16 protein-coding genes are annotated in these 20,276 nt (G+C 64.8%); 3 read left to right on the plus strand and 13 right to left on the minus strand.

The genetic code is table 11. The annotated features are described in order from the left end of the window. Positions 1–498: 498 nt before the first annotated feature. The 3 genes from A9O65_RS01945 to A9O65_RS01955 all read left to right on the plus strand — a co-directional run bounded on the left by A9O65_RS01945 (position 499) and on the right by A9O65_RS01955 (position 3,206). A complete protein-coding gene (locus tag A9O65_RS01945; protein ID WP_064701209.1) occupies positions 499–2,037 on the plus strand; it encodes an alkaline phosphatase D family protein in 1,539 nt (512 codons plus the stop codon). Between the two features lie 172 nt (positions 2,038–2,209). After that, the gene (csiR, locus tag A9O65_RS01950) at positions 2,210–2,896 is read left to right on the plus strand and encodes a DNA-binding transcriptional regulator CsiR (protein ID WP_064701210.1); all 687 of its coding nucleotides are present in this window, start codon (positions 2,210–2,212) and stop codon (positions 2,894–2,896) included. 94 nt (positions 2,897–2,990) lie between these two features. Further along, the gene (locus A9O65_RS01955) at positions 2,991–3,206 is read left to right on the plus strand and encodes a ribbon-helix-helix protein, CopG family (RefSeq protein WP_064698269.1); all 216 of its coding nucleotides are present in this window, start codon (positions 2,991–2,993) and stop codon (positions 3,204–3,206) included. Positions 3,207–3,248: 42 nt separating this feature from the next. On the opposite strand, the gene A9O65_RS01960 is transcribed toward A9O65_RS01955, so the two are convergent. The 13 genes from A9O65_RS01960 to A9O65_RS02020 all read right to left on the minus strand — a co-directional run bounded on the left by A9O65_RS01960 (position 3,249) and on the right by A9O65_RS02020 (position 20,259). Beyond that, complete coding sequence (locus A9O65_RS01960; protein WP_064698268.1) at positions 3,249–4,187, minus strand: 5-oxoprolinase subunit C family protein; 939 nt, start codon at positions 4,185–4,187, stop codon at positions 3,249–3,251. Next, on the minus strand, positions 4,184–4,900 hold the full coding sequence (locus tag A9O65_RS01965) for a 5-oxoprolinase subunit B family protein (protein ID WP_064701211.1): 717 nt from the start codon (positions 4,898–4,900) through the stop codon (positions 4,184–4,186). The genes A9O65_RS01960 and A9O65_RS01965 overlap by 4 nt, the downstream gene beginning before the upstream one ends. Beyond that, positions 4,897–5,682 (minus strand): 5-oxoprolinase subunit PxpA, encoded by a 786-nt coding sequence (locus tag A9O65_RS01970; RefSeq protein WP_064698266.1) that lies wholly within the window; start codon positions 5,680–5,682, stop codon positions 4,897–4,899. The genes A9O65_RS01965 and A9O65_RS01970 overlap by 4 nt, the downstream gene beginning before the upstream one ends. A gap of 82 nt (positions 5,683–5,764) precedes the next feature. Then, complete coding sequence (locus tag A9O65_RS01975; RefSeq protein ID WP_064701212.1) at positions 5,765–7,006, minus strand: hypothetical protein; 1,242 nt, start codon at positions 7,004–7,006, stop codon at positions 5,765–5,767. Beyond that, the gene (locus A9O65_RS01980) at positions 7,003–7,629 is read right to left on the minus strand and encodes a condensin complex protein MksE (protein ID WP_064701213.1); all 627 of its coding nucleotides are present in this window, start codon (positions 7,627–7,629) and stop codon (positions 7,003–7,005) included. The genes A9O65_RS01975 and A9O65_RS01980 overlap by 4 nt, the downstream gene beginning before the upstream one ends. Then, a complete protein-coding gene (locus A9O65_RS01985) occupies positions 7,626–11,324 on the minus strand; it encodes an ATP-binding protein (protein ID WP_064701214.1) in 3,699 nt (1,232 codons plus the stop codon). The genes A9O65_RS01980 and A9O65_RS01985 overlap by 4 nt, the downstream gene beginning before the upstream one ends. A 209-nt stretch (positions 11,325–11,533) precedes the next feature. Then, the gene (locus tag A9O65_RS01990) at positions 11,534–13,378 is read right to left on the minus strand and encodes a protein kinase domain-containing protein (protein WP_064701215.1); all 1,845 of its coding nucleotides are present in this window, start codon (positions 13,376–13,378) and stop codon (positions 11,534–11,536) included. Between the two features lie 12 nt (positions 13,379–13,390). Continuing rightward, positions 13,391–15,001: a dihydrolipoyllysine-residue acetyltransferase gene (locus A9O65_RS01995; protein WP_064701216.1), complete on the minus strand. Its 1,611-nt coding sequence runs from the start codon at positions 14,999–15,001 to the stop codon at positions 13,391–13,393. Positions 15,002–15,017: 16 nt separating this feature from the next. Then, the gene (locus tag A9O65_RS02000) at positions 15,018–15,995 is read right to left on the minus strand and encodes an alpha-ketoacid dehydrogenase subunit beta (RefSeq protein WP_064701217.1); all 978 of its coding nucleotides are present in this window, start codon (positions 15,993–15,995) and stop codon (positions 15,018–15,020) included. A gap of 1 nt (position 15,996) precedes the next feature. Next, positions 15,997–17,220, minus strand: coding sequence for a thiamine pyrophosphate-dependent dehydrogenase E1 component subunit alpha (locus tag A9O65_RS02005; protein WP_064701218.1), 1,224 nt, complete (start codon positions 17,218–17,220; stop codon positions 15,997–15,999). Positions 17,221–17,427: 207 nt separating this feature from the next. Further along, on the minus strand, positions 17,428–18,171 hold the full coding sequence (locus tag A9O65_RS02010) for an ABC transporter permease (protein WP_064698258.1): 744 nt from the start codon (positions 18,169–18,171) through the stop codon (positions 17,428–17,430). After that, positions 18,164–19,111 (minus strand): ABC transporter ATP-binding protein, encoded by a 948-nt coding sequence (locus A9O65_RS02015; protein ID WP_064701219.1) that lies wholly within the window; start codon positions 19,109–19,111, stop codon positions 18,164–18,166. Before A9O65_RS02015 ends, A9O65_RS02010 begins: the two co-directional genes overlap by 8 nt. Beyond that, positions 19,108–20,259 (minus strand): ABC transporter permease, encoded by a 1,152-nt coding sequence (locus tag A9O65_RS02020; protein ID WP_258027398.1) that lies wholly within the window; start codon positions 20,257–20,259, stop codon positions 19,108–19,110. The genes A9O65_RS02015 and A9O65_RS02020 overlap by 4 nt, the downstream gene beginning before the upstream one ends. Positions 20,260–20,276 lie beyond the last annotated feature (17 nt).

The raw sequence follows: 20,276 nt of genomic DNA on the forward strand, positions 1-20,276 counted from the left end.
AGACTCCAAGTTCGCCGAGGCACGCTACCGCCCCGGGATTGCTCCGGGCGATTTCCCTTGCCCTGTCGAGTTGCGTTTGTATGGCGCCGCTTCCTGCGGCCTCCGGCGGCTATTGCGCCAAGAGTACCGAGGCACAGTCCGCCGGCCATTCTATGGATTTACGGCAATGACGACCAGCCGAAAGACCCAAGTCGTGGTACAGAAGTACCTGAACAATATGTAAGTTTTTGTTACTCCCCTGGGCGTGATGGTGTTCGTGACCCGCACGCCCCTGGGTGTTACCCGCCAGCGTGACTTCTTTGTCTTGCCATTCCCAATCTCGCTAGTCGATCTTGTCCCTATCTCACCACATGAACGCGCGACTTTGTATTGTCGCTGTTTGCTGACACTGACTGAAAAATGTCATCCGTGATCCAAGGTTCATCAGATGGCGATAGAACTGTCATCCACTTTGCCTAGCCTCCTGAATGCCGATAACGACCCAAGGAGACCGATGACATGCCGACACGACGCCAGGTACTGGGGCTTGGCCTGCAAGGCGGGGTGGCACTTGGCGCTGCCCTGGCCTCACCCGCCATCGTGCTTGCCGAGACACGCCGGCCGATGATCACCTCGGGCGTGATGAGCGGAGACATGCTGACCGATCGCGCCATGATCTGGTCCCGCGCGGACCGACCGTCCAGGATGCTGTTGGAGATCGCCGACAATCCAGAATTCAAGGGCGCACGCCAACTGCGCGGCCCCGACGCCATGCCTGTTCGAGACTTCACGGCCAAGCTGGACGTCACCGGACTCGAAGGCATGGACACCCTGCACTATCGCGTGCGGTTTGCGGCCCTGGGCGATCATCGCGCCGTCAGCGAGCCAGTGACCGGCCGGCTGCCCCTGCCCTCCAGTACCAAGCGCAATGTCCGGTTCGTCTGGTCCGGCGATACGGCCGGACAGGGCTGGGGCATCGACGAATCGCGCGGCGGCATGACCACTTACGAGACCATGCGGCGTCAACGCCCGGATTTCTTCATTCACTCCGGCGACACCATCTATGCCGATGGCCCTCTGAAGGAGAGCGTCGAGCTGGCCGATGGCAGCATCTGGCGCAACCGGGTCACGCCAGCCAAGAGCAAGGTCGCCGAGACGCTCGACGAATACCGGGGCCAGCATGCCTACAACCTGCTGGACGCCAATGTGCGACGCCTGAATGCCGAGGTGCCGATGCTGGCCCAATGGGATGACCACGAGACGGTGAACAACTGGTTCTCCGGCGAGGTGCTGGACGACCCGCGTTACACCGAAACCAACGTCTCGTTGCTCTCAGCTCGCGCTCGCCAGGCCTTTCTCGAGTATATGCCACTACGCCAGCAACCCGAGGCGCCGCAGCGAATTCACCGTCGCTTTCCCTATGGGCCGGGACTCGAGGTGTTCATGCTCGACATGCGCAGCTTCCGTGGCCGCAATGATGGCAATCGCCAACAGGACGGCGCCACCCTGCTCGGCCGTCAACAGATCGACTGGCTGATCGATAGCCTGAAGCGCTCCACCGCCACCTGGAAGATCATCGCCTCGGACATGCCGATCGGCCTGGTGGTCACCGATGGCGACAATTTCGAGGCTGTCGCCAATGGGGAACCCGGCCAGCCATTGGGTCGGGAACAGGAAATCGCCCGACTGCTCGAGGCCATACGCGACCATGACGTCCATAACGTGGTCTGGCTCACCGCCGATGTGCACTACACCGCAGCGCATCACTACGCGCCGGAGCGCGCCGCCTTCAAGAATTTCCGGCCCTTCTGGGAATTCGTCAGCGGCCCCCTGCATGCCGGCACCTTCGGCCCCAATGACCTCGACGCCACCTTCGGGCCCGAGGTCGTCTTCCAGAAAGCGCCGCCCGACGGCCAGGCCAACCTGCCACCTTCGGCGGGCTATCAGTTCTTCGGCCAGGTGGATCTCGATGGCGAGAGCGAAATCTTGACCGTTACCCTGAAAGACGCCGCCGGGAATGCCTTGCATAAGCAGGAGCTAACACCAGAGCGCAGCTAGCACCGCTGGCAGAGGGAAGAAGGGAGGACCCAGCCTCGAAGCTAGTTTGGGGGTTCTTCCCTCTTCCTTCTTCTCTATTTCCTGCCGCGAAGCGGCGCTCTTCCGCCTCCCCTCCTTCCCGCCCGAGCTTGTTCGCGTATCATGTCCGTCTACTTCAGTGAACGGCAGAACGATGGACAGCACCCCGAAACAGAATCTCGGTATCGGCGCCTATCGCAGCCTCAAGCACGACATCATTCGCGGCGTCTTCCAGCCTGGCGAAAAGCTGCTGATGAGTCGCCTCAAGCAGCGCTACGACCTGGGTGTCGGCCCCTTGCGCGAGGCGCTTTCGCAGCTGGTCGCCGAGCGTCTGGTCGTGGCCATCAGCCAGCGCGGCTACCGGGTCGCGCCGATGTCCCGGGAGGAACTCGCCGATCTCTACGATGCCCGGGCACAGCTCGAAGGACTGGTGCTCGACCTGGCCATCCAGCGCGGTGACGATGCCTGGGAAGCCGACATCCTCGCCAAGGCGCATACGCTGGCCAAGGTCATGGAGGTCAACAGCCCCGACGAAATGCTCGATGTCTGGGACGCCCGTCACAAGGCCTTCCACAACGCCATCGCCGCCGGCTGCAATTCCCCGCATCTACTGCAGATTCGCGAGAACCTCTTCGACCAGGTCGAACGTTATCGCCACCTATGGCTGTATGAGACGGTCTTCTCCGACGAGGCTCTGGCGCGCAAGCGCCAGGAGCACGCCGCCCTGGTCGAGGTCATCCTCGCTCGCGACGCCGACAAGGCCTGCCAGATGATGCGCGATCACCTGATGACGCCGGTCTCGATCATTCTGGAGGTGATGGAACGACGCGGCCTGGCCTAGACGTCCGCGCTTTTTCACGAAGCACGCCAATGAGCGTCAACGGTTTGTCACAAAGTCGGCCTATACTGGCATCATCTCGCCAGGAGACCGCACCATGCCGCACTTTCTGCGCTTTTCCCAAGGACTCGAAACCCGCCTGGAGCGCCTCGCCGAGCGCACTGGCCTCTCCAAGGCCGAGCTGATCGAGCGTCTGGTCAGCGAGGGGGTCGATGAGCTCGAGACTGACCTGATGTTCGAGGACGCTCCTCGCCGTTCGCATTCGGAACTCTCCATCGACCAGCTACTGCGCGAAAGCGGGCTCGGTATCTGAGATCGCCGCACCGCGCTTGCCCGACGGCGGCAGCGACGACAGCTACCGGAAGCCGGCACGAAAGCGTCGGTATTGGCGATGGGCGCGCTCTGGCGCAGTGACCATCAGATACACCTCCTGCCCCGGCAGGCACTGTGCCAGCCGTGCACAGGCCAGTGGTGTCAGGGCACCCAGGCGCGGATAGCCGCCGATGGTCTGGCGATCGTTGAGCAGCGCGATGGGCTGGCCATCCGGCGGAACCTGTACCGCACCGAGCCCGATCCCCTCGGACACCATGCCGCCAAGTCGACAACGCAACTCCGGTCCGCGCAGGCGAACTCCCATGCGATCGGCCCGGTCATCGACCCGCCACGCCGTATTGAAGGCCCGGTACAGGCTGCGACCATCGAACTCGGCAATCTGGGCGCCCGGCAACAGGGCCAGTCTCGGAGGCTCGGCATAGTCGGGTCGCTCATCTAGCGGCGCACGAGCACCGGCATCCGGCACGGCCGACGACGCTTCGGCTTCCAGTCTGTCGCCCGCTTCCAGCTTGTGACCGAACCCATCCAGGCCACCGAGGCCCTCACGGGGTACGCAGGCCGTACTGCCGAGAACCGGCTCGGCAGCGAAGCCGCCGGCAATGGCCAGATAGGCACGCAGGCCATTCACCGGCTGAGCGAAGGCCAGCTGCTGTCCCGGTCGAATTCGCACACTTTCCCAGAGCGGCAAGGGATTGCCATCCAGTGCCACACCGAGGTCGGCACCGCACACCGCGATGATGGTATCGGCCGTGCATTCGAGTTCCAGGCCCCCCATCGTCACCTCGAGGGCCGTGGTGCCCCAGGCGTTGCCGACCAGATGATTGGCCCAGGCCCAGGCGTGCAGATCGGCGGGGCCGCCCTGGGTGACGCCCAGGCGTCGTACGCCGAAACGACCGGCATCCTGCAGCAGCGCCAAGGGGCCGGCACGGCGCACCTCGAGGCATGTCTTCCGGTCGCTCATTGGCTGGCCTCCACACTCCGGACATCACCGCCCAGCCGCTCGAACTCGGCGCGCGAGACGGGCACGAAGCGTACCCGGTCGCCCACGGCCAGCAGGCTGAAGCCTTCGCGATGGCGATCGAACAACACTGCCGGTGTACGGCCGATCAGGTTCCAGCCTCCCGGCGACTCCAGCGGGTAGGCCGACGTCTGACGTTCAACGATGGCCACGCTGCCCTTGGGCACGCGACGGCGCGGCGTCTCCAGTCGTGGACAGGCGATCCGTTCGTCGACTCGCCCCATGAACGCAAACCCCGGCGCAAAGCCCAGTGCGAAGACACGATATTCAACCTGGCTGTGTCGCTCGATGACCTGCTCGACGCTCATGTCACCTCGCTCGGCCAGACGCTCGAGTTCCGGCCCCACCGAGGGGTCGTACCAGGTCGGTAACTCGCGGGGGGCGGCCTCATCGCACGTTGCGTCGGGCTGCAGATCGGCCAGCAGTTCCACGAGCCGGCGCCGGGCCTCCTCCGGGGCCATGGCCAACGGATCGAACACCACGAGCAAGGTGGTGTAGGACGGCACCAGGTCCACCAAGGCATCGCCGAAGCTCGCCTCACAGCGCCGCACCAGGGCGGTCAGCCAGGGCATGTTGGCTTCGTCGATGGCATCGAACAGCCGAATCATCCAGCCGTCCAGGCCGGCGGACTCGATTCTCGGCAGCGCGGCTGTCATGGCTGCCCGCCCTGGTTTGTGGAGCGCCCTGTCGCCCGGCCCTCCTCCGCCAGCGCTTCGCGAATGGCGGCAATGGCTGCGATGGACTCGGCATTGTCGCCATGCACGCAGAGGGTATCGGCCTGAAGCACCAGGTCGCTGCCGTCGTTGGCGATCAGCGGCTCGCCACGAGCGATGCGGCGAGCCTGGTCGACAATGACCTCGCGCTCGTGATGCACCGCACCTGGTTCGCGTCGCGACACCAGGCGCCCCTGGCCATCGTAGGCACGATCCGCGAAGGCCTCGCGCCATAGCGTCACGCCGTGCTGGCGAGCCAGCCCCCATTCGGCGCTGTTGTCGCGGGTGGCCATCACCATCAAGGGCAAGCTGGCATCGAAGGCCGCCACGGCACGCATCACGGCGGCCAGGATGTCATGGTCGCGCATCATGTCATTGTAGAGAGCACCATGGGGCTTCACGTAACCGAGTGACTGCCCCTCGGCGCGACACATGCCGGCCAGGGCACCGACCTGGTAGAGCACGAGATTTTCGATTTCGGCGGGCGAACAGGCCATGGAGCGTCGCCCGAACCCCATCAGGTCCGGATAGGCAGGATGCGCGCCCACCGTCACGCCGTGGCACCCGGCCAGGCGGACCGTCTCGCGCATCACGTCCGGGTCCGAGGCATGGAAGCCACACGCTACATTGGCCAGGTCCACATGGGCCATGACCTCACTGTCCATGCCCATGGTCCAGGCACCGAAGCTCTCGCCCATGTCGGCGTTCAGGCGCAGGATGTGCATGCTCCTCCCCTCATTTCCATCTCGATCTCGATGCCATCATCGGTCGTCCAGCCCCACTTTAACAAGCCGACCGTACGGCCCTTCATGCCGTGGCCAGTTGCAGGGTGACATCGTGAATCAGCCTCACGTCATTGAAGGCACTGGCCCGGGTCTCTTCCTGGCGCAGACGAAAGGCCCGCTGCTCGCTGCGCGGCAGGCCCTGGTACTCGGCGATGACCTGGAAGAGCCAGATTTCCTCACCCCATTCCAGGCCGCTTTCCTGCAAGTAAGCCAGCGCGCTGATACCAGACGAGTCGGGGTGATCGATCACCGACAGATAGAAGCTTTCCACGTCCTGCTTGAGCGCCTGCTGACGAGCCGCCACCAGGCTCTGCTCCTCGACCTCGGCAGGCCTTGCCGCGGCAACCTCCCGAGGCTTGTGCATCGGCGCCGGCAACTGGTGCAGAAGGTCGGTCAGCACCCGGGTATCCGGCTCGTGGTCCAGGGCCGGTGCGGCGGCGGCGGTCAGGGGCGTGGCCCGGTTGACCAGCTCCGGCACCTCGCTGCGACGCGCGTAGTTGCCGGGCACGAAGCTGGGATGCTCGCGCAGGAAGGCGGCCATGCCGCTCACCAGCCGGCTGCGTGATTGCTGCTGACGAAAGCGCGCCATCAACTCGGTGAGACGGCTCTGCACCTCGCGCAGGCTGGTGTAGTGCTGGCTGAGCTGACGCTGCAACTGGCTGATCAGCAGCTTGCGCAATGCGCCATCGGTGCCGACCAACTCGATCAGTTCGTTGAAGTCGATCAGTTGCAGACCGTCCAGCAGGCGCACGATCTGCTTCTGGGCCCGGTCGTTCTCGCGGATCTTGTCGTTCAAGCGGCTGACGAAACCGAAATCGCTGTTGAGACGCTGCCAGAGGCTGTCGATGGCGTCGGCGAAGCGGCCGTTGAGGTCATCCACCGCCTGACGCAGGCGCAGCAGCTGCTGTTCCTGCCGCCAGTGTTCCCCCTGGTTCAAGGCCTCGCGATAGCTCTGCACCAGGCTGCGCAGCAGCTCCAGGGTCTCGCCCACATCGGCATTGACGTGGCGGCGGGTTTCGTCGGCCAGCATCTCGGCGATCAATTCGCGCACCCGAGGGGCGAGCTTCACGCCACCATGGTCGTCGGGGCGCCAGACGATGCGCGCGGCCAGCAAGCGACGCAGCGCGGTTTCGCTCAGGGCCTCCAGCGGCACCTCGTCGCGGCTATAGCCCTGCATCAGGGCATCGGCATGCTTGCCGAGCAGCGCCAGCCGCTCGACGCCGGTGGTGATCAGCCGGCTCTCCAGCTCGTGATCGTCCCTCACAGCAGACTCTCCTGCGCCCTTGGCATCTCGTCGTCGACAGGGAGATTCTCTTCGTCGCGGATGAACCGCACCAGATCGATGAGGTAGTCGATCTTGCCGGTGACCAGGTAGACCTGGCGATCGGCATGGGGCTGAAGCAGATAGCCGTGTTCCTTGAGTCGCTTGAAGACCTGCTTCATCTGAGCATCGAGCTGCTCGCTCTGGGAGCCGAAAAAACTGTCGCCGGCGAGCCGCTCGAGATGCTCGCGCAGGCTCTGGTTGTCTTCACAGCGAGCGCTCAGCTCGGCCGGCTTGAGCACATCGCCGGGGGCGATCAGGGCATCGTGGCCCAGCGCTTCCTGCATCAACTGGAGCCATTCCAGCATCGGCATCAGGCTGTTCAGGGTATCGCTCAGCTGCCGGGATAGCTGCTCGCGCGCCTCGTAGTTGAGCTGTCGCCAGGCCAGGAAGTAGACGCTGCCCTCGGTATTGGTGGCCAGCCGGCGATTGAGCGGGCGCAGGTAGGTGTCGATCTGTTCGCGCACCTCCTGGTCTTCGAGACGGCGGAAAGCCCTGTCATCGCTGACCGCGCAGATGAACTCGCCGGCCAGCAGGCGTTCCAGCAGCGGACCATGCTCGATCATGACGGGACCTCCTCATTGGCAGGCTCGGTGGTGCGTGCTTGCAGGCGCTCGGCCAGACGGCTCAGGCGCGGCTCGATGCGCTTCAGCCGGCGCCGGTGCGGCTGGGTGGCGTCGCGGTCGATAAGGTAGCGGTTGTGGAACAGCAGCAGAACGTCGGATTCCGGGTTGGGAAAGGCGCCCACGATATGAATGCGATTACTGTCGCAGGCGTCGAACAGGGTCTCGACGTTGTGGTAAGCCAGGGTGCCGATCTCGTCGATGGGCCAGTGAATGGCGATCTCCGAAGGTCCGCGCAGCAGCCGCGTGAAGGCCAGCAGGAACTTGCACAGGATCAGGTAGGCCATGCCATGACTCGAAGACTCGAGTAACTGGCGATCGTTCTTGATCACCAGATCCGTGCCGCCCTCGTTCAGATGCAGCTCGAGCCGCAGCAGGCTCTCGAAGCTGTACTGCTGGTCGTGGCGCAGCAGGTCCACCACGTCGCCCAGGGCATCCAGGTAATCGTCGCTGGGCAGTGTCTGGGTGGAATGCTCCCAGTCGCGGTACAACTGGGCGAAACGCTTGAGCGGCTCCCAGAAGCCCAGCTCGTCGATGGTCGACTGGATGCGTACCTCGGCCTTGCCGATGCCGTCGAGGCGCAGGTCGTCGGCGACTTCCTCCGATAGCCGCCGGCTCTGGGCGCTGATGCGGCGATTGAGGTCGCGAAAGACGGTAAAGAACTTGTCTAGGTCCGCCCCCAGGTTGCGCCCCTGCTGGATCAATTGCTGCTGCTGGTCCTCGAGCAGCTGGAGCATGCCACGCAACAGCGGCAACTGGCGACGCGGGCTGACGCCCTGCTCCGCACCGTCGCCGCCGAGCTTGGCCCGCTCGGCGTCCAGGGTCTCGACGAATCCCTGACTGGCGCCCTTGATCAGATCCGCTTCGACCTGCTCGCACCCTTTGCGCAGCGTCTCCAGCTCCCGGCCACGCTGGCTCAGTGCCTGACGGGTGCGTTCGATGCGCTCATGCACATCACCGGGCGCCTCGTTGATCGGCTGGTTGGCAACGCTCAGGCCAAGCCCCTCGACCTGGCTCAGCAATGGCTTGAGGGCATCGATGATCTCTTGTTCGCCATCGCGACGGGCTTTCAAGGCCTTGACGGCGTCCTGGTGCGCGACCTTGGCGGCCTGGAAATCGCTGCGGCACTGTTCGCGCTGGTGCTCGGCGGCTTGCTTGTCGCGCGTCAGGGTCGTTTCCCGGTCGACCAGTTGCGGCTTGCGCTCGCCCCATTCGACGCGCATGAAGCGACTGTAGGCGTCGAGCTCTTCGCGACGCCCCTCGGTGACACGAATGCGCTCTTCCAGTTCGGCAATGCGCCCGCGAGTGGACCTCAGTCTTTCCGGGTCGACACCCTGCTCCTGCAACTCCTGATCGAAGGCGGCTTCCAGTTCCTTGCGCTGACGCTGGTGCTCGGCCTTGAGCTCCTCGAGTTGCTGCTTGTGCTGGTCGATCCGCGCGTCGAAGCTCGCCAGCCGGGCCTGCCCGTCGGCCTTCAGTTCCAGTAGCTGCGCCTGGTGGGTATCGTCGAGCGTGCCGAGGGCTTCACGCTTTTCAGCGCGCAGGGCCTGGTCGGCGGCCTGCTGGTCGGCCAATGCCTGTTCGGCGTCACGCCGGCGCGCTTTCTGCTGCTGGGCATGACGCTCCTGGAGCTGATGCCGGGCATCCATGGCATATTCGACCTCGTCGTCGGCCCGCTTCAGGGCAAGCCGTGCCTGGCCAAGCGTTTCCTCGACGCCCTGAACGCGCTCGTGGCAAACCTTCAGTTGCTTCTCGGCAGCCTGGAGGTCGGCCTCGGCACGGGCCTGCTCGATCTCGGCGGCTTCGATGGCCTCATTGAGACTCGCCTCGTCGCGTGCGTGATCGGGCAGTTCGATGGCGGCAAGGTCGAGCGCCACACCGAATAGACCATCGTGCTCGGTTTCCGTCAGCCGAGGCGAAAGATCGCGGCGCTCGAGCAGCTCGGGCGCGATAATCTTGCCCAACCGATGCTCCCAGCCCGGACGGTGGTAACGCATGAAGTGACGCAGGCTGCCCTCGGCCGGGTCGCGCTGACGCTGGAGCTCCTGCCAACGCTGTTGCGCTCGATTGAGCTGCTGCCTGGCGCTTTCCCGTTCCTGTTCGGCCGCTTCGCGCTCGCGACGCAAGGTCTCGTGCTCGCGACGCAGGCCTTCGACGCGGCCGGCCGCACCATTGCGATCGCTCTGTGCCTGATCGACCCTGGCCTGGGCCAGCTCGCTTTCCTGGGCCTCCTCGGGCGACTGGCCGGTCGAGGCGAGTTGGGCCTTGAGGTCGGCCAGGCGCTCGATGCCCTGCTCGAGTCGTGTCTGATAGGCGGCCTCCAGCTCGGCTCGCTGGGTGTGGTACTGGGCTTCCAGCTCGCGTTCGGACGCCCACTGCCGCTCCTGGCAGGCGGCCTTCTCGTCGCCCAGCTCATCGATGAGCGCCTGGATCTCGTCGGTACACCGTGACAGGTGGTCGGAAAGCTCGCGCAACCGCCCATCCAGCCGGGATTGATTCGCCTGGGCGGCGTCCTGCATCAAGGCCAGGTGCTGCTGCAATTGCTGGACCTGTTCGCGCCACTGAGGCAGCTCGGCCAGGTCCCGCTCCAGGGCGGGCATGTCGGCCTCAGCGTATTGCTCGTACTGCTGTTGCAGGTCGTTCAGGCTGCGCTGGGTGCGATCCAGTTCGCTGGCAAGCTCGCTGATGCGGTCGTTGAACGCATCACGCGCTTGCTCGTACTCGTGCTCGCGGGCCTGAAAGGCTTCCTGCCGGGTGTTGAGCTCGGCCTCGGCGTCGGCCAGCACGCGCTCGGCACGATGACGGTCGGCGTCCAGCTGGGGACCGAGTTGCCACAATGTCGACTCTAGGTCGGCAATGCCTCGATCCACGTCCTCCAGGCGAGCCAATGACTGCTGAAGCGGCTCCAGGCGCATCGACTGGCGCATCTGGGCGATCCACTCGCGAGCCTTGGTGTTGCGGATCCGGGTCACCGGCAGTTCGACGCCGTCTTCCTCGAAGATCGCCGCCAGCATGGTCTTGAGGGTGTCCATCTTGCCCTCCTTGGCATGCACCGCCGAGATCAGCTTTTCCATGTGACGGATGCGCCGCTCGGGCTTGACCAGGCTGAACTGGGCGGCGATCTGGCGAAGTTTCAGGGCCTCACGACGGTTGCCCTGCTGCTGGGTGAAGTCGTTCTGGATCACCGAGCGGTATTCGGAGGTCGCGCCGAGCTTGGACGAGACGTTGACGCCGGCACGGCGCAGCCCGCTCACCCAGTCAGCATAATCCAGTGCCACGACGCCCTCGCCACTTTCCACCAGATAGTCTTCGGGCTGATAGGGCGCGCCGACGAAGCGGTACTCCAGACCGCCTTCCTTCTTGCGCGTGAGCACCGCCTGGCAGACGTTGCCGGCCTCGCGCCGATATTCGTAGATCAGATAGCTGTTGCGATGCGGCAGATAGAAGGCATCGAACTTCATTCGCGTCTTCGGCACGACCTTGTTGGGCAGCTCGCCGTAGAAGACCGGCACCAGGCGCTGCAGGGTGGTCTTGCCGGAGGCATTGGTGCCGCAGATATTGGTGTGGCCATCGACATCCAGTTCGACGACGCCGTCCAGGTGACCGTGAATCATCACGATTCGTAACAGGTGGGCCATGCCGCGTCCTTGATCAGTGCAAACAATCGAGCATTGCCTTCGCTATCGAGCCGTCGCTGTCGGTGTGGCGCCATGTCTCGGCCCCATCGCAGCGTCAAACCCGAGGTGAAGCGTCGGGGAGCGAAGGAAACGGTAGACCACTATCTTGCCAGACTGCGCAGCCAAGCTCATTCATGACCGAGGTTGTGAGCAGGCCAGGGCCACGACGCTCAGTCGTTGTTCGACTGCATCGCCGCCATGGCGGCACGTGGGTCGCGGGGGTAGAAGCGTTCGGGCTGGCGCGCCACGTGGGGGAAGAAACGGGTGTCCTTGTAGGGCATCTTCATGAAGCCCGAGACGCCGAGCCCCTCGATCAGCCCGACCGCGTCGAGAATATCGTCGAGCCGCCGGCGGAATTCCGCCTCCCGGGAGGGATCGAGCAGCCGATAGTGACTATGGATCTTGAGGTGCTCGGGCAAGGCTTCGAAGATGATCATCCCGGTATGATGGATCTCGTTCAGCGCCTCAAGCGAGGTGATGATGGCCTCCGGCAGCACCAGGAACTCGTCCGGGTCCGGCCCATCCTCGAAATAGCTGTGCAACCGGGAGCGGTCCTCCAGCTCAGGGACGGCGCTGACCTCGTAGTCGAGCCGCAGGCCCGGGGGAATCACGAAGGGACGATCCGGCCCCTCGCGCTCCAGATGGAGAGTATCGCGGGCATTGAACAAACAGCTCTTGAAGATGCCTCGGCGGTGAATGGCCCGGGCCAGGCTGACCATGTTGTTGACGGCGGCGACGAAGGCCGGCTTGAGGGAAGGATCGTGCAGGTTGAGCGAGGTGTCGATATAGACACCTTCGGCCTCCCAGCGAACCGCCAGCCCGCCCACGACCGGATAGTTGCCCAGCCGACTCACCGCCGCCAGGAAGGCCTTCTCGGTATCGCCCATGCCCTGCATGAAGTTCTTGTAGTAGCGATCGAGCTGAACGTCGTTGACATCGCTGAGCGTCTCGCGCCCGCCCTCCTCACGCAGGAAGGACTTGCGCGAGCTGTAGACCACAGTGTCGATCTCGCGACCGGCGGCACGGCTCCACACCGGCACCAGGGGCGTTTCCGGTGGCTCCGGCAGGTCGAGCATGACCAGCCTGGCCAGGCGCGGCATCTCGCGGGTGAAGTGGTCTCCCGCCCGGCGGCGCACGTCGGGGTCCGGGTCCAGCATGCCGTCGAGCATGCGGGCGAATTCCCGAGGCAACCCCAGCGAGGTAGCCGGAATGGCCCGGTGGCCAAACCGGCAGGACTGGGCCGAGGCCAGCGCGTATAGCGTGCCGGCCGCGCCCTGTTCGTCGAAACGTGGCGACGACAGGGCGCCGTTCAGTTGCTCCTCGCCGATGAAGTAGACATCGCCCAGTCGGGCGTTGGTCTGCTGCAGGTTGTCCGACATCAACTCCATGACGTTGGCGGCGACGAACTGCTGATTGGCATCGAGCTGGGCGAATACCGAGGAGCCCCAATCGATCAGGGCGATCGTCTCGGCCTGCTCGTCGAAGACCAGGTTGGAGGGCTTGATGTCACCGTGCACTACCGGACGGCCGGCCGGGCCGGACTCGCGGCGCAGAGCCCGCAGGATGCCGGCGAGCTGATCGGCAATGCGCACGATCAACCGGGGCGGCAGGCGACCTTCGCGCAGCGAGAATTCCTCCAGGTTGATGCCCGGGGCACGCTGCATCACCAGGATCGACTGATTGCGCACCCGCTGGAAGACGATCAGCTTGGGAATGCGGGGATGGGCCACCTGCTCCAGCATGAAGGCCTCTTCCTCGAGGCGATCCTGGATGCGCTGGGGCAGATTGACCCGCGTGAACTTGAAGACGTACTCCTCGCCAAGCGCGGTGACGCCGGCGAACACGAAGCCATAGGCGCCCTTGCCGATCAGTTCGATATCCCGATAGCCGAGCTGCTCGAGCTGCGCCTGGCACAGCGCCACCCATTCGCGCAGCTTGCGCGCATCGTGGTGGCTGAGCAGATAGACCGACTGGTCCTCCGGAATGTAGAACTGCTGCAATGGCGCCTGGCTCATGACGGCACCTAACTAGCGCAGCTCGAGCAACATCGTTTCCGGATCCTCCAGAAAGCCCTTCCAGACATTGCAGAACCGGGCGATGGTACCGCCGTCGATCAGCCGGTGATCGCCGGCCCAGGTGGCGGTCATGATGGCTCTCGACACCACCTCGCCGTTGTCGTCGAAACGCGGCAGCCACTGGGTCTTGCCGATGGCGACGATAGCGACCTCGGGGGCATTGATGATCGGCGCGGCATAGGTTCCCCCCAGGGCGCCGATATTGGAGATGCTGATGGTACCGTCGCGCAGGTCCGCCTGGCTCACGCGGCCATCCCGCGCATCGGCGGTCAGCCGCTGAACCTCGCCGGCGATCTCCAGCAGCGAGCGGTGCTCGACGTGCTTGACGTTGGGCACCATCAGGCCAGCCTTGCCGTCCACCGCCATGCCGACGTTGCAATGCGGCAGGTAGTGAATCTCCTCGGCCTCGGCATCGAGCCGACTGTTGAGGATCGGATACGCCTCGACCGCCAGCGCCAGGGCCTTCATGAAGAAGGGCATCAGCGTCAGGCGCATTTCCTCGGCCTCGGCACGCGGCTTGAGCCGCTCCCGCAGGGCCAGCAACTCGGTGACATCGATCTCCTCGCCGTACTGGAAGTGCGGAATGGTCGAGGCGGACTCCACCATCCGCTTGGCCATGGCGGCACGCACACCGCGCAACGGCTCGACTCGCGTCTCGGCCGGCCGGGTGCCAGCGGCAGCGGACGACGTCTCGGTGGCAGCAGCGACCGGCTCACCGCCAGCGGTGCTTCCTGACTCCAGATAGGCCAGCACGTCGCCCTTGAGCACCCGGCCATCCTTGCCGGAACCAGGTACCTGCTCCAGGCGCAGGTCGTTCTCGCGCAGCAGCCGACGCACGGCGGGACTGGCCGGTATGCGCCCATAGGCGCCCTGCCCCTTGCCTCGCTCGCCCTCGGTTCGCCGCTCTTTCGCCGGGGCCGGCGTGGTTCGGGTGGTCTCGGCCGTCGCAGCACGGCTTGCCTCCTGCTCGGCACCACGCTGGGCTTCGGCATCATCCGGCACGTAGGCAAACAGCGGCGCGTGGACCCGGGCCGTCTCGCCCTTACCAACATGCAGGCGACTCACCCGTCCCGATTCCGGCGCGGTGATCTCGACCATGGCCTTGTCGGTCATCACGTCGACCACCGGTTGATCCTCGGCAATCGCGTCGCCTTCCTGAATGCGCCACTCGACGATCTCGCACTCCACGATGCCCTCGCCGATGTCCGGCAGGATGAATTCCCGGGCTGCCCCCTCGACCACCGGGGACGACGACTCGCTCGAGGTCTCCACGTGGTTCGATGATGCCTCGGCGGCATGTCGCTCGCTGATCTCGCTCGCGGCTTCGCCCTCGGCCTGATAGGCGAACAAAGGCTCATGCACCCGGGCGGTCTCGCCCTTGGCCACATGCAAGCGGGTCACGCGTCCCGATGCCGGTGCGGTGATCTCGACCAGTGCCTTGTCGGTCATCACCTCGACCACCGGTTGGTCCTCGACGATGTCGTCGCCTTCCTGGACACGCCACTCGACGACTTCGCACTCCACGATACCTTCACCGATATCGGGCAGCTTGAACTCGGTCATGATCTCTCTCCCGTCCTTAATAGTGCACGCTAGCGCGGATAGCCTCGTGGATCTTGAGGTGATCCGGCAGGTATTCCTTCTCCAGCGTCAGCGGGAAGGGAGTATCCAGGCCGGTCACACGCATGACGGGCGATTCCAGGTACAGGAAGCAGCGTTCCTGGATGGCGGCGGCGATCTCGCCGGCGAAACCTCCGGTGCGTGGCGCCTCGTGGGTCACCACCAGGCGGCCGGTCTTGAACACCGAATCGGCCACGGTGTCCTCGTCCCAGGGCAGGATGGTGCGCAGGTCGATCACTTCACAGGAGATGCCGTCCTTTTCGGCAAGCTCAACGGCACGCTCGATGACTTCCATCTGAGCACCCCAGCCCACCAGGGCGACATCACTGCCCTCCTTGGTGACCTCGGCCTCGCCGAGCGGCAGTTGATAGTCTTCTTCGGGCACCTCGCCTGTCGAGGCGCGATAGAGCCGTTTGGGTTCGAAGAACAGCACGGGGTCCGGGTCGCGGATCGAGGCCAGCAGCAAGCCCTTGGCCTCGTAGGGATTGCGGGGTATTACCACCTTCAGTCCCGGTGTGTGCGCGAAGTAGGCCTCCGGCGACTGGGAGTGATAATGGCCGCCCGAGATACCGCCTCCATAAGGCGCGCGGAGCGTGAGGCCGCCGACATTGAACAGATCGCCCGAGCGATAGCGGAACTTGGCGGTCTCGTTGACGATCTGGTCGAAGGCCGGAAAGATGTAGTCGGCGAACTGGATCTCCGCCACCGGTACCGAGCCCTGGGCCGCCAGGCCATTGGCAAAGCCGACGATGCCTTGCTCGACGATCGGGGTATTGAAGCAGCGCGCGTGCCCGTATTTCTCCTGGAGATGGCTGGTGGCACGGAAGACACCGCCGAAGCTGCCCACGTCCTCACCGAAGCACAGCACGCGCTCGTCCTCGGCCATGGCGATATCCAGGGCATTGTTGATGGCCTGCAGCATGTTCATGTTCGGCATTTCAGGCCCCTCCCTGGTCGGTCGTGGCGTCGGCGCCGCCATTGACGCTCGGATCCAGTGATTGCGCGCCTTTCGGATAGGCGTCGGGATAACGACGGATATGCGCCTCCAGGGCATCGAGCTGGCGCTGCAACGCCGGGGTGACATCGGCATAGACATCGGTCACCAGGGTGCCCAGAGCGGGCGGCGGGCGTTTCTCGGCACGCTTCATCGTCTCCAGCACCTCGCGGCGCAGCTCTTCCTGCAGTGATTGTTCCTCGTCGTCGGTCCACCAGTCGCGTTCGGCCATCCAGCGTTTCATGCGCAGGATCGGATCCTTCTCGCGCCAGGCTTCTTCCTCTTTCTTGGAGCGGTAGCCGGAAGGATCGTCGGACGACGAGTGTGCCGCCAGCCGGTAGGTCATGGCCTCGATCAATACCGGCTTGTTGTGTTCCACCGCGATGCGACGCGCCTGTTCGGTGGCGCGATAGACTGCCAGGATGTCGTTGCCGTCGATGCGGATCACGTGCATGCGATAGCCCAGCGCCCGGGGCGCCACGCCGTCGGCAGCAAACTGTTCGACGGTCGGCGTGGAAATCGCATAGCCGTTGTTGCGGCAGAAGAAGATCACCGGCGCTTCATGCACCGCCGCCATGTTCAGGGCGGCATGGAAGTCCCCCTCGGAGGCAGCCCCCTCGCCGAAGAACACCAGGGTGCACAGACCTTCTCCGGCCAGCTTCTGACCATAGGCATAGCCGGTAGCCTGGGGAATCTGAGTCCCCAGCGGCGATGAGATGGTCATGTAATGCAGCTTGCGCGAACCATAGTGAACCGGCATCTGCCGGCCCTTGCCGTAGTCGAGCTCGTTGCCGAACAGCTGGTTCATGAATTCGTCGAAGCTGAAGCCCCGATAGACCAGCGCCCCCTGTTCACGGTACTGGGCCATGATCATGTCGGCATCGTCGAGCGCCGCCGTGGCACCGACCACCGCGGCCTCCTCGCCGGTACACTGCATGTAGAAGCTGAGCCGCCCCTGGCGTTGTGCCGCCATCATGCGCTCGTCCATCACGCGGGTGGCGAGCATTGCCTGGTAGATACGGCGCGCCTTGGCCCGTTCGAGCTGCGGCGCTTCGGCCCCCTCGATGAGTCGACCGTCCTGGGACAGGACACGATAGGTGGGAATGCTGTACTCGTCCCCAGCCAGGAACGCCGGCGTGGACGTCTCTCGCGTTGTTGTCATCGTCATGATCCTTACCCCTTTTGGGGGCAGTGTTGTCTCTATTCCTTCGGTCCGCCAGGGGGTTGCCCGGACGCCGATCAACGCAACAAATTGACGTTAACGTAAACTGCGATCCAAGAACAGTCCTACGAACGACGAACTGTCCTGCAATGGAATTCCGAGCCTCTCCTCGTTGCCGCCTCTCTCCGACAGCATAGCGCATGAACGCCCTGTTCAGGATGACGAGGCGGGCTGGAAGCGGGCAAACAAGCTGTCGACACTGAGCGCCAGCAGGCCGATCAGCAACGCGCCCTGCAGGACATGGGCCGTATTACCGTTGACGATGCCGGAGATGATCGGGTCGCCCAGGTTGCTCGCCCCTACCGTGGCACCGATGGCTGCGGTGGCGATATTGATGGTCACCGAGGTGCGAATACCGGCCAGGATCACCGGTGCCGCCAACGGCAGTTCCACCTGGCGCAGGCGCTGGCCACCGGTCATGCCCATGCCGCGTGCCGCCTCGGCAACGCCGGGATCGATGCCTTCGAGCCCAGCCAGGGTGTTGCGCACGATGGGCAACAAGCCATAGAGCAGCAGGGCCACGATGATCGGCAGCGTACCGAAGCCGAGCACCGGCACGGCAAGCGCCAGCACGGCGACCGGTGGAAACGTCTGGCCGATGGACGCCAGCTGGCCGACCAGCGGCAGGAAGTCGCGCCCACCGGGACGCGTCACGGCCACTGCGGCCCCGACCCCCAGCAGGATGGCCAGCAAGGCGGCCACGCCCACCACCAGCAGATGGCGCCCCAGCAGGACGATGAAATCCGCTCGGTCGTAGATCAGTGCCTGGCTGTCAGGCTCGACGAGACGGAACAAGCCTTTCAGTCCTTCCATGCCCAGGCAGGCAGACAGCAAGAGCGACAGCCACAGCAAGGGCGAAAGCCAGCCGTATCCCCGCGAGGACCTCCCCTTACGCATCATGGTCTCGCGCTCCCACCAACCGCCGCAGGGAAAGCTCGCCGATGGGCACCTCATCGTCATCGACCACGGCAAGGTGCTCGACATGGCGCCACAGCATGACCGACAACGCCTCGCGCAGTGTGGCATCCCGGGCAATTCGCTCCTCGGCCAGCGGCCCCGGCCCGAGCGGCGACATCCGTTCGCTGACGGGCAGCAAGGCAGCTTCCTTGAGGCCGCGGTCCTCGCCGCCGAGCAGGGATTCAACAAAAGCATCGGCGGGAGCGCGCAGCAACTCGATGGGATGGCCCTGCTGGACGATACGCCCCTGATTCATGACCACCAGCCGATCCGCCAGCCGCAGTGCCTCGTCCATGTCATGGGTGACGAAGACGATGGTCTTGTGCAACCGCGCCTGCAAGCGGGCCAGCTCGTCCTGCAGCGACTCCCGGGTGATCGGGTCCAGAGCGCCGAAGGGTTCGTCCATCAGCAGAATCTCGGGGTCGGCGGCCAGAGCCCGCGCCACGCCGACACGCTGCGCCTGGCCGCCGGAAAGCTGGCTGGGATACTTGTCGGCGAACTCCGTCATGGAAAGCTCGAGCAACGCCATCAGCTCCTCGACTCGCTCCCGCACCCGGTTGGCCGGCCACTTCAACAGCCGCGGCACCAGGCCGATATTGCGCTCGACGGTCCAGTGCGGAAACAAGCCGGTACTCTGGATGGCATAGCCGATGCGTCGGCGCAGTACTTCCTCACGGAACTCCCGTACCGGCTGGCCATCCAGGTGGATCTCGCCATCACTGTGCTCGATGAGGCGATTGATCATGCGCAGGGTCGTGGACTTGCCACAGCCAGACGTGCCGACCAGCACGCATAGCTCACCCTTGCCCACACTCAGTGAGATATCGTCCACCGCCACGGCATCGCCGAAGCGCTTGGTCACGTGGATCAGTTCGATCATGTCGCCCCTCCCGGGCGCAGCAGGTCGGTCAGAGCCCCCAGCAGCGCATCCGCCACCAGCGCCATGGCGAGGATCGGCAAGGCACCGAGCAGCACCATATCCATGGCGGCCTGCCCGAGCCCCTGGAAGATGAAGGTGCCCAGGCCACCGGCACCGATCAGGGCCGCCACCGCCGTCAGCCCGATGGCCTGGACGGTGGTGATACGAATGCCTTCCAGGATCAACGGCAAGGCCAGTGGCAACCGGACCTGACGGAACACCTGGCCACGACTCATGCCCATGCCTCGCGCCGCCTCGATGACATCGAGGTCCACTTCATCCAGCGCCACATAGGTATTGCGTACCATGGGCAACAGGCTGTAGCCGATCAGTGCCAGCAGTGCCGGTGCCCAGCCGATACCGCTGACGCCGAACGCGGCGAGCCAGTCGAAGCGACTCGACAGCCAGGCCAGCGGCGCCAGGAGCAGACCGAACAGCGCCAGGCTGGGAATCGTCTGCAGGAAGTTGAGGATCGCAAAGCCGACCCGCTGCGCCCTGGGCCAGTGACGCATGGCCATGGCCAGACCGACGCCCAGCAGGAGACTGAGGCAGACGGCCACGCCGACCAGCAAGAGGTGTTCAGCGATCGCCGACACAAAGGCCTCGCTGCGCCCCTGATATTCCTGGCGAAGCGCCAGTGGCTCGAGCCCGAACGAGAGGCATGCCGCCAGGCTGGCCAGGGGCACGAGCAACAACGCCCAACCCCGTGCGCGAGGCATCGTCAAGCGAGTGCGCAGCTCGATCAATGCCAGCAGCAACAGGAACAACGCCATCCAGACACCGCCACCGATGCCCATGCGCGCCTGGGGCATGTCCGGATCGACCGTGAACGCCGCCGCGACCATCAGCCAGACCGGCAATGCCGAGAGCATCAACACCACCAGCCCCGTCGACCACCGCAGGCGATCCGGCGTCGGACGCCAGGCCAGCCCCAGGGCAACGAGCAAGGGCGAGATGCTCACCGCCATCCCGCCCCATCCGGCAACCCCCAGCACATCGACCCCCTGGCCGGGCACGATGCGGTTAGGCGCCACACTCACTGCATCGAGCCCCAGCCAAGCGACCAGGGTGGCCAGGAACAAACTGGCCAGGACAATGTTTGGCTGCACCGCATCCCTGCGCACGC

The sequence above is a fragment of the Halomonas caseinilytica genome (genome assembly GCF_001662305.1).
GTDB lineage: Bacteria > Pseudomonadota > Gammaproteobacteria > Pseudomonadales > Halomonadaceae > Halomonas > Halomonas caseinilytica.